The 11377-nt window shown below is 56.2% G+C and carries 5 protein-coding genes and 1 pseudogene; all 6 read right to left on the bottom strand.

Annotated elements, in window-relative coordinates; genetic code table 11:
* Positions 1-167: 167 nt before the first annotated feature.
* Complete coding sequence (locus ACB034_RS13990) at positions 168-3629, bottom strand: NahK/ErcS family hybrid sensor histidine kinase/response regulator (RefSeq protein WP_371173068.1); 3462 nt, start codon at positions 3627-3629, stop codon at positions 168-170.
* Between the two features lie 117 nt (positions 3630-3746).
* Positions 3747-4883, bottom strand: a complete 1137-nt coding sequence (locus ACB034_RS13995; RefSeq protein ID WP_371173069.1) for a 3-phenylpropionate MFS transporter — start codon at positions 4881-4883, stop codon at positions 3747-3749.
* A 476-nt stretch (positions 4884-5359) separates the two neighbouring features.
* Positions 5360-6172, bottom strand: a complete 813-nt coding sequence (locus ACB034_RS14000; RefSeq protein ID WP_371173070.1) for a hypothetical protein — start codon at positions 6170-6172, stop codon at positions 5360-5362.
* A complete protein-coding gene (locus ACB034_RS14005; RefSeq protein WP_371173071.1) occupies positions 6165-8732 on the bottom strand; it encodes a hypothetical protein in 2568 nt (855 codons plus the stop codon). The genes ACB034_RS14000 and ACB034_RS14005 overlap by 8 nt, the downstream gene beginning before the upstream one ends.
* 9 nt (positions 8733-8741) lie before the next feature.
* On the bottom strand, positions 8742-10802 hold the full coding sequence (gene tssI, locus ACB034_RS14010; RefSeq protein ID WP_371173072.1) for a type VI secretion system tip protein TssI/VgrG: 2061 nt from the start codon (positions 10800-10802) through the stop codon (positions 8742-8744).
* A gap of 346 nt (positions 10803-11148) precedes the next feature.
* Positions 11149-11377: pseudogene (gene hcp1 / locus ACB034_RS14015) on the bottom strand (type VI secretion system effector Hcp1); the annotation flags it as partial.

Consider the following 11377-nt stretch of genomic DNA (forward strand, 5'->3'; position numbering starts at 1 on the left):
ATAGAGGGGGGCGATCCGGACCGCTACCTAGCAGAAATGACAGGAGATGGGGCTCAGGTTTGGCAAAAAGCATGATTTGGTGAGGATTGATGCGGCAATCCTCGCCATTCCCGCCCCTTCATATCGCACCGAACAGTTTCATGATTTGATTAATTTTGTGAGCCTGCTCACTGCGGCGGCAATAAAAGGCTGTTCATCAGGGCACGCAACTTGAGCGGTTTGACCGGCTTGCTGATGTAGCCATAACCCTGCTCGCGGATCTGCGCCTGCAACTCGCTCTTGCGATCGGCGCTGATGATGATGCCACCGATATGGTCGCCATGAGCCTGTTGCAGCCCATCCAGTGCCTGCAATCCCGTCTTGTCATCATCCAGGTGGTAGTCTGAGAGCACCAGCCTCGGCACGAAGCCCTCCGCCACTATCCCCTCGGCCTCGCTCTGGTTGAGGGCACAGCGCACCTCGCAGCCCCAGCGTTCCAGCAGCGAGGCCATCGCCACCAGAATATCCCGTTCGTTGTCGATGCAGAGCACCCGCACCCCCTCCAGCTGGCTGTCACGCACCACGGGCGCCACCGGCAACTGGGGCGTGATCGGGCGGGTCGCCTGATTGAGGGTGATGGCAAACACCGAGCCAGCTCCCGGCCAGCTGCGCAAGGTAAGCTGATGACCCAGTACCAGCGAGATGCCGCGGGCGATGGCAAGCCCCAACCCCAACCCTTGCTCCCGGGTGGTGCGGGAGTGATCGAGGCGGGAAAACTCGTCGAAGATCGCCTCCTGCTTGTCCTGCGGAATGCCGGGACCGTTGTCCCACACCTCGATGCGCACCTTGTCCCCCACCCGGCGACAACCGAGCAGCACCCGGCCGCCCGGGTTGTAGCGAAACGCATTGGTGAGGAAGTTTTGCAGCACTCGGCGCAGCAGACGCACGTCGCTGTAAACGGCGAGCTTGCTCTCCACCACCGAGAAGTGGATCTCCCCCGCCTGGGCCAACACGCCAAACTCCGCCTTGAGGTTGTCGAACACCTCGCGCAGAGCAAAGTCGAGCTTCCTGGCCTTGAACTTGCCCGCCTCGAGGCGCGAGATGTCGAGCAGATCGCTGATGAGATCCTCGGTCGCCCCCAGGGCATCGTCGATATGGCGGGCGATGCGGGCCGGCTCCCCTTCGCCGGGCAACATCTCCAGCAGGGAGGAGGTGAACAGCTTGGCCGCATTCAGCGGCTGGGTGAGATCGTGGCTGACCGCGGCGAGGAAACGGCTCTTGGAGTGGTTGGCCCGCTCCACCTGCTGGTTCACCAGCAGCAGCTGGCGGTTGAGCTCGGAGAGCTCGTGGGTACGCTCGGCCACCCGCGCCTCCAGCAACTCGTTGGCTTCGCGCAGCACCCGTTCGGCGTCGCGAAACGGAGTGATGTCGGTAAAGGTCATGACGAAGCCGCCGGCCGGCATGGGGTTGCCCTGCATCTCGATCACCCGGCCGTCGGGGCGCTCCCGGGCCGAGATGTGGGCGCTCCCCTTCTTCATGAAGGCGACCCGACGGGCCACCTGAGCCTCGATGTCGCCGGGGCCGCACAGCCCCTGCTGGGCGTTGTAGCGAATGATCTCTTCGATGGGGCGTCCCGCCTGAATGAGCCCGGGGGGATAGCGGAACAGCTCGATGTAGCGCCGGTTCCAGGCCACCAGCTTGAGCTCCCGATCCACCACCGAGATCCCCTGCCCTATGTGTTCGATGGCCCCCTGCAACAGGCCGCGGTTGAAGCGAAACACATCGGAAGCCTCGTCCACTATGGTGGCGATCTCCTCGAGCTGCATGTTGCGCCCCTGCAGGGCCGAGGCAAGCACCAGCCGGGCCGACGAAGTGCCAAACACCCCCGCCAGCAGCCGCTCGGTGTGGGCGATAAGTTCGGCAGAGGCCTGCATCTGGGGCGCCAGGGTGCCGCCATGCTCCCCGGCGAAGCGACCAAAGGCGCGCTTGACCCGGCTCGAGCCGACGAAACGAGCCGCCAGCATCTCCAGCTCCTTGACCGAGACCCGCGCCTGATAGAGGGCCGTGGTATCACGGCTGGCATTGCCGACGAAGTTGGCCGCCTGCAACCGCTCGCTCACCGCCGCCCGCGACAGCAGGGAGCCGGCCACATAGCCGATGACATTGAGTAGCAGGCTCAGGAAGATGCACCAGGCCCCCAGGCTCAGATCGCGAAACGCGGGCCAGTCGGGAGGGGCCAGCAGGGCCTCCAGCGGCGAACCGGCCAGCAGACCGCTCTCCGCCAGCAGGGTGATGAACCAGAGGCTGACCCCGAGGCCGAGGCCAAGATAGACCCCCTTGCGATTGCCGTGTCGCCAGTAGAGACCGAGCAGCAGGGCGGGAGCAAACTGGGCCACGGCGCCAAACGACAGATAGCCGATGCGCGACAGGCTGGTAAGATCACCAAGCCAGAGGTAGAGCCCCCAGGCCGCCAGCAGGATCAGCAAAATGGCCCCCCTGCGCACCCGTAGCAGCAGACGCACCAGCCTCTCGTCCCGCCCCTGCTGCCAGAAGCGGCGCAACAGCACCGGCAGCACCAGATCGTTGCTCACCATGATGGCCAGGGCGATGGTGCAGACGATCACCATGCCGGTCGCCGCAGAGGTGCCGCCGAGAAACGCCAGCATCGCCATGCCGTCGAAGCCGAGGGCCATCGGCAGGCTGATCACATAGGTGTCGGAGGCCATGTCCGCCCCCACCCACTGCTTGCCTGCCAGCGCCAGCGGCCAGATGAAGAGCCCCATCGCAAATAGATAAAGGGGGAATATCCAGCGCGCCCAGTGCAGATCCTGGCCCTGGTTATTCTCCACCACTGTCACATGGAACTGACGCGGTAGGCAGATGACGGCGCACATGGCCAGCACCGTATAGATCGCCAGCTCCAGCAGATTGCCGGGCGAGACAGATACCACGGCATCCAGGAAATCGCTGGCAACCCGGGTGTGCTCCGGGCTCGGCTGACTCAGGATAAGCCAGAGGGCGAAGCCCCCCACCGCGATAAAGGCCAGCAGTTTCACCACGGATTCGAAGGCGATGGCCACCACCATGCCCCTGTGATGCTCGGTTGCGTCTAGATGGCGGGTGCCGAACAGTATGCTGAACAGGGCCAATAAGAGGGTGACGCCCAAGGCCAGCTCGGCGGTATTGCCAGCCGGGCCGGCAGGCACCGAGTTGGCCATCAGCAGATCCAGCCCGGTGACGATGGCTTTAAGCTGCAACACCAGATAGGGGAGTATGCCCATGATGGCGATCAGCGCGATCACCATGGCCAGATGCTGGGACTTGCCGTAACGGGCGGCGATAAAGTCGGCGATGGAGGTGATGTGCTCGCGCTTGGCCACCAGGATGAGGCGGGCCAGCAGGCGCCAGCCAAACAGGAACACCAGCATGGGGCCAAGATAGATGGGCACCGGCGACCAAGGGGATTCGCTGGCCTGTCCGACCGTCCCGAAGAAGGTCCAGGAGGTGCAATAGACCGCCAGCGACAGGCTGTAGAGCAGGGGTTGCCCCTTGAGCCGCTGGCGTTTGTGCTTGTCCGCCACGAAGGCGATCAAAAACAGCAAGCCGAGATAGGCGAGCGACAATCCGATCAGCAGCCATCCCTGGTGCATTTATAACCCCTTGTCCATCCTGGAAATTGGTTCAAACCACCGCCAGTCTAGAGAGACAGCGGTCAAAAGTCATGGGGGCAGGATAAGCACATGGCCCTCCTGCCCCGTACGTCCCCATCAGGCAGCCACCGTTTGTGGCCTGAGACGCAAGAAGAACACTGGCAGCACCACCAGCACCATCAGGAAGAAGATGCTGCCGCCGAGGGGCTCGAACAACACGCCGCACAGCGCCATCAACGCGGCCACCGTCATGCCGAGACCAATGGCGGCATAGAGAGACTGGGTGGGGATCATCTGCTCGGCGGGCAACATTCGCGTCATGAAGCGTACCGCCCCCAGATGACTGACACAGAAGGTGACCGAGTGCAGCAACTGCCCAAGCACCAGCACCCAGATCTCGGTCGAGGCGCCCAGCAGGGTCCAACGCACCACACATCCGATGGCACCGATTGTGAACAACATCTGGGCCCCGTAGCGCTGCAGGAAGCGCTTGTCGGCGGCGAACATGCAGATCTCGGCAACCACCCCCAGCGCCCACAGATAACCTATGGTGGTACCGCTGTAGCCCTGCGCCTTCCAGTAGATGGCGCTGAAGCCATAGTAGGCGGCGTGGCTGCCCTGCAGGAGGGCGGTGATCAACAAGAAACGGCGCACCTGGGGAGATCTCAGGGTATCCAGCAGGGAGGATCGCTCCCGCTCGCCCTGAATATCCTGCGGCACCGGATGGAGCGGCAACCAGCTGAGCAGCAGCATCAACAGCAAGCCGGCCACCATGGTATGCAAGATCCAGTCGCTGCCAAAATTGCCCACCAGGGCCCCCACCAGGGTGGAGGCGACAATAAAGGCGAAGGAGCCGCACAGGCGCACCTTGCCATAGTCGAGATGGGCCTGCACCACCATGCGGGTAGCCAGCGCCTCCCCCACCGGCATCAGGGTCGGGTAGATAAAGTTCGCCACCAGGGTCAGCGCCACCAGCCACCAGAGGTTGTGGCTGAGATAAAACCCGAGAAACGCCAGCAGACTGAGCAGGGAGAGCAGCCGCGTCACCGGCAGCAGGTGACCCGCCCCCTTGATCTGCCCCATCACCATCAGGTTGCCGGCAAAGCGGATCGCCATCCCCGCCCCCAGCAAGAGGCCTATCATCTCGGCGCTTACCCCTATCCCCTCCAGCCAGAGCGACCAGAACGGCAGATAGGCACCGTAGACAAAGTAAAACGCGCCAAAGAAGAGCGCTAACCAGGAGAATGCGGGCATAAGTCCTCAACAACCGGATGACGGGACCGGAATGATAACCGATCCAGCGCCCCAGATCCCGATGCAAAGCCGACATCAAAAATGAAAAAACTCAATAAAATTGAACTATTACGCAGGGGTAGGGTCTACTGGATAACACCTCCTCCTGGTTAGTGTTGCAATCCTTCCACCCGCCGCCGGCGGGTTTCTTTTTGGTAAATTGCAGCCGCCAAAAACGATCCCATCAATCGCCAATCTTCGGCGTTGTTTCTCAAGTCGATACTGGATACTGCTTGAATGGAACTAACTGAAGAGATTGTTATCTGATCGCCACCATCCTCTTTAAGTCAACATTCCATGGGAAAGGCGCTTCACCCCATCACCAACTGGTCTCCATACAACACCGGTTTGAAGACGGTGTCAGGTGATAACTCGATTTGTACAACCAATGGGTTGGAGAACAGCTATCCGGCCTCGGATTCCATTAACAATGGCGATCATATACACGAAATTACAGATAACTGTTTACCGTTTTGAATAACTGATATCTCTCCTTTAGCAGGGGACACGTTGTACATCGTATTTTTATTCTTAAAACTGAACGTTTCACCTATTAATGAAAAGTCATTCAGAGATAATTCTTTCCCCTGCTTACCATAATTATACGTTATATCTCCTGAAAAAGGAGAGTAGCATAAATTCAGAACTTTCTCTGATTTTGTCTTGCAATAATAAAACACACGATCTTCACTGTCACAAATTTTGTTGCCAGTACTTTCTGACAATGCATCTATCTCGATGTATCGCATCTCACTGTATAAATCTGACACTTTATTACTTGCATGACCATAAGGAATATTTATAATTTTGCTTATGATAGAAGCATCTTCACTTGCTACCCCTTCTAAATTAACGGCAGCAATCCCATTACCTTTATTTATTTCACTAATACCACTTACTCGCTCCTCGCCTGAGCTTGTTGTGATAGATGCACTTCCTATATAATTAAATTTTTCAGCAACATCAAAATAATATACTACATTTAATCTCGGCCTATCAGCAGGAACAGTTAGCTTTATAAGCCCATCATTATTTATTTTTTTACATGAACCAATTTCAGCGGTAAATGGAACTGTAAACGATCGCACCTCCTCCTTATACTTTATCGAAAGAACACTAATTGGTTCACCATTTTCAATGTTGGTATCAACTTGATAAGAAAGCTCCTCAGAACAATCCTCAACGGCGTATGCCCATGTGGGCACAAGACCACAAAACGCCAATAAAAAACATTTCGAAAAGTTATTCATTAACCGACTCCAGATCTTTTTTTGCTTTCCTAACCATTGAACCATCTTTATTTGAGTCATACCATTTAGAATCTTTAAGTGCACTTTGAGAAAACTCAAATTTTGAGAATTTGAATTTAGAGAAATCCACATTGCTACAATTTATGCTTTTGCTTAGTCTCAGCAGCGACTCATTTCGCTCTTTTACATGATTAAAGCCACCATTTACAGCAATCGTTACTTTCAAGAAATCGTTGTTCTTGGTGAAGCTTCTTATATCACCCCATGCAGAACCTGAAACCCAATACCACACTGCAGAATACACTGCGTGATGAATTTTACTTGCTAGCATATCCACCTTGTCATTATCAATAGGCAACTGATTAATTGAAGATAAATATTTTTCGTAATTTTTTTTATGCGTTATCTGTATTAAACCTCGGCCATGGTAGAAGCTACCACCACCATAGTCATCCCACTTAGATGGTGTGGAGCCGTTTTTATTTTTATATTCTTCCGTAGTTCTAAAAAAATCAGTTTCGACAAGACACTGAGCCAAGAAATGTATTTTATCAAGACATGTAGAAACACCGAAGAAATTCATAGCAGCATTAAGTTCTTTGAGGAAAATATCTGCAGAAACGCCTGCTACCCCCGTATATTCTGACCGAGAAAACAAGCTTTCCACTGAAGCTTTTCCTTCGATTGCAATTTCTAGGTGTTTCAGTTCAATATCTCGCCCACACAAGCATTGGTTACCTTTTTGAGGCACGAATGTTAATGGATGAAAATGCCAGACCTCCCGCTCCAGCTTTAATTTTGCAGCACTCTGCATCCATTCCAGCTTATCGATACGCTGCTTTTCGTGATCCACCAGTTGGTCAAAATCAGGCAAGCCAATTTTGGCCATCAACTTGTCCAACCATAGATAACCACTGGCTGACGATTTTTCATACCACTCACTGGGATGCTTGACGATAAGCTTGTTCAGCTGTTCTCTATTGCCGCTATTTTGCAAGGCAGCCTTAATCTCTTCACTGCTAAGCTCGCCACTCTTGTCGGTATCGAAGCTGTTGACCAAATCGCTAAAAAAGGTCGGTGGCGCCTCGGGATCCAGATAGCCGTCGGAGCCTGAACCATCGACCTTTTTAAAACCAATCTTCAGCCAATCATGTTGACTCAGCAGCTCGACTTGCTCTTTCTTGACATATTTCCCTGATGAGATGCAGACCCACTCCTGCTTTGCCGCATCTTTCTCTATCTTGGGGGATTCAACCAATTCTTCCTGACTCTTGCCATCGGTGGCGACCCACACCCTGTTCTTCATCTCATGGAGGATCAGATCCGCCGGAATCTTGGCATAGGTAGTGCCCCCCTTGGTACCGGCCTTGTTGGCCAGCACATCGTCAAGACGAGAGTCCTGAGTAAACACCTCAAGATGGACCTGATGCTTGCTTTGTTTCCCTCCGATGAGGGAACCCGGCGTTTCCACCAGGCCGAGGTAGCCCATGGTGTCACCCGCCGCGATAGCGACTGGCGAAGGCAACACATAGAGCTCGCCAAGATGGGAGGGGACGCGTACATTCACCTTGATAAATTCATCCTCTACGCACACCCAGGCCACACCACAGCGACCTGGCTCCCCCTCCACACTCGGCGTCACATAGTTGCATCTGGCCATCTTGCGCGCCTGCTCACCCATCCAATGGAATTCGAGTTGGTGCGCATCATACTGCACTTTGGTGCCCACAGGCAGTGAGACGCTGCTACTGCCTGCCATCAGACGACCGCTTTTGTCATCCGGGACGGGATCTGCACGCCCGGCCATATTCTTCAGTAATTCGGCCTCTATCTGGTCATCTAGCCAGCCTGGTAGATTGGGTTTAATCGCCTCGACCGCGTCCGGACTATTGGCGATCCAGACTGAGCTCCCTTCACTGACCAATACTCCCGCCTTCTCGGCCTCTTTCATCTGGGCATTGGAAATTTTGCTCTTGATGGTCACCCTGATGAAGTCATACTCCTTGCCCCCTACACACCCCTTTTGGGATGGCGTGCTGCTGTCCATCTCCAATTCGGTATCCTTGGGCAGCGTGAAACGGGGCAAGGCGGCATCGGCACGCTGCTGATTGGCATCAGGAACGGAATTGCGCGCATTCCATCCCTTTTTCAGCACCAGCTTCTCGGCGGTCTGATAGTGATCCCAGGGCAGCAAATGCATATAGAGCGAATAGAAGGTGAATTCGTTTTTCGCCTTGCTCTGTGCATTGATTTCACAATATTCATGTTGCACCAGGCAAAAGCTGTTGGAATAGCGCAGGGATTCGCCCTGAAATTCAGAGGTCAAGTAATCCTTCATCATCCGGAATGCCACTACCTTGCCATCGGCAATTGCCCTGACGGGATACTTATCCTTGCACCAGGGGGCACTCTGGTCGCTGATATGAATGCCACCGTGCCACTTGTTGTGATTACCGAGCAGATAGTAACCGGATTTCTCACCGTTGATCAGCGCAGTCAATGCCTTGACGTCTTTGAACTCTTCCCCTGCTGCGGTGAGGATGGGAAATGCAAACTTCATGCTGCGTCCTTATTCAGAAAAGAGGTAGAAGGCCTTGGGTTTCTTTTCTACAGGCTCCTGCTCCTTGAGCAGTGCTTCCATCGCTTTTTCTGTGGGTACGGCCTTGACCAACTCCACCGCATCGGGAGCCTTGACCACTTCTACCCCTTTGGGCGCTACCGGAGCCTGACCTGCCCAGCCGGAGCCTGAGCCCGGACTGCCGCCTGCATTGAGCTTGATGCCGGGGCCGACCAGCTTGACGCCACTGGGGTCGACCTTGACGAAGCTGCCGCCCCCCTTGAGGGTGATTTCGGAGCCCGCCTCCAGCACCAGTTTATCGCCGACTTTGATATGAACCTCTTGTCCGGCATCCACCAGCAACGACTGCCCCAGCTTCTGGTGCAGGCTGGCATCTACCGTAAGGGAATAGTCACCCTTGATATGGTCCCGCTTCTCACCTTCCACCGTCAGGTGGTCATTGGCCTTGATGCGCGTCACCCGCTCGTTGTCGATGTCTCTGTGCTCGTCGTGCTTGATATGCCAGGCCGCATCATTCTCAATCAGTACGTTCAGGTCTTTCTGACCGTGCAGGTAAATCTCTTCCTGCCCCGCCTGGTCTTCAAAACGCAGCTCGTTGAAACCCTCACCCTGATGGGTCTCGGTGCGCAGCACGGTGCGGGTCTTGTTGGCCGGCAATTCATAGGGTGGCCGGTTGGTGGCGTGATAGGTGCGCCCCGTCACAATAGGCTGGTCCGGGTCCCCTTCCAGAAATGAGACGATGACCTCATGGCCGATGCGCGGAATGGCCATCATGCCATATTGACCACCTGCCCAGCCCTGGCTCACCCGCACCCAACAGGAGCTCTGGTCATTGGAACTGCCATATCTGTCCCACGGAAATTGCAGCTTGACCCGGCCGTGCTCGTCGCAGTAAATCTCCTCTCCCTCCGGGCCCACCACCATGGCAATCTGCGGGCCGTCCACCATGGGTTTGTGGGGCGCTTGCGGGCTACCAATACGGGCCCGCCAGGTGCTGCTCGCCTTCACCACTCCAAATTCGTTGTGATAGACGGTCGGGCCGCTGCCCCCCTCCTCTTCCAGCGCCTGGGGCTGCTGGCCGGTGTGACGGATATGGACGATTTGCCAATCGCTGTTGAGACTGCCGTTCGGGTGCTCGGTCAGGGAGAAATACTGCCCCGGCAGCAGGGCCGCACTGTTGGATTTGCCTTGGCCTGTTACGGCGTCATTGCGCAGGGCATCCAGCCTATGCTGGGCAAACGCCTTGCCGCTCGGGTCCTGCTTGTAGCGGCCCGGGTAGTCGAAGTACTGGTAGTTCTGGCGCTGATGCTCGAGCTCGGCCCCCAGTTTCTTGTGGGAAAGCCCATAGGCCGGGGTCTTGAAGCTGTAGTCTTTGAGCTCCACATCCGAAGTGCGCACCGCCTCGCGGTAGTGGAACTGGCGCACGTAGGGGCCTTGTTCCAACGAGCGGTTGCCGAGGTTAAAAAACAGCTCGGGGCCGGCCGTCAGGGCCGCCGCGTCGTCGGCAAACACGAGACGGTGTTTGCCTTGCTCAAACTCAAAGAAGTAGAACATCCCCTCTTCTGCAGCCAGACGGTTGAGGAAATCGAGGTCGGTCTCGCGGTACTGAACGCAGTATTCCCGCTGGGCATGTTCATTTTTGAGGGCAAAGGCATAGTCAGTGATGCCGTGCTCCTGCAGCAGGATGCTGAGGATTTCGTCAGGCTTTTGCGCCTGGAAGATGCGCGAGTTGTGACGCAGCGACAGTCGCCACAGGGCCGGCTGCACCAGCAGCTGATAGCGGGTGCGGCGAAAGCCGCTGTCACCCTGCGCCATGTCACTGACAACCCCGCATACCCGGCGCTGCAGCTCGCCGTTATACCACACCAGGAGCTCGCACGGCTGGTCCAGCACGGCGGCAAAGTCGATGTCCGGCTGGGGGCTCGCCAACTCAAGGCGCAGCTGGAACGGGCCGTTCAGCCCCTCTTCCAGGGCAAACTCGGCCACCACGAAGGTTCCCTCGGGCAGCGACCCCACCTTGACGGTAAACTGCAATCCAGTTTGATTAGCCATGCTCTCTCACCCTTGTCACGGCCCGGCAATGCCAAAGCCTTCGCCACTGTCTGACCTGGATATGCCCGACCCTTCCAAAACACCACGCGCCCGCCCTCTCCGGTTCATAAAATGCAACCAAAGATAAGGCAGGCAATGAATCACGTGCTGATTGTGTCTGCATCACAGGACACCTTTATTGCTTTGCCATCCCTGCGCAGTCATCGCATCAGGGATGGCAAAACAGAAAAGCTCCAGCCTGCCCACAGGCAGACTGGAGAAAATGCACAGTACAAGAAGCCGGTTGCTCAACCGACCAAAAGACACATAACTACTTACAAGGAATACCAAAGTAAGAAATCGAGAATTAAGCCTCGATCGGAGCACGCCAGTCGTCAGCACCGGAAGTACCGGCAACGGTGTGTTCCCAGTCAATCTTGCGGTATGCCATGGAGACCTGGATCAGCTGGGTGAAGTCAGATTTTGCCGGATCCTGGCAGTGCGGCATCTGGCAGTCGATATCCACGATGGTGGCATCGGTCAGCACGGTAGAGAAGAAGTGCTCCTGCTTGCCCTCGACGGAGGTGCGATACCAC

The sequence above is a fragment of the Aeromonas sp. S18(2024) genome, from assembly GCF_041402525.1.
Classification (GTDB): Bacteria; Pseudomonadota; Gammaproteobacteria; order Enterobacterales; family Aeromonadaceae; genus Aeromonas; species Aeromonas enteropelogenes.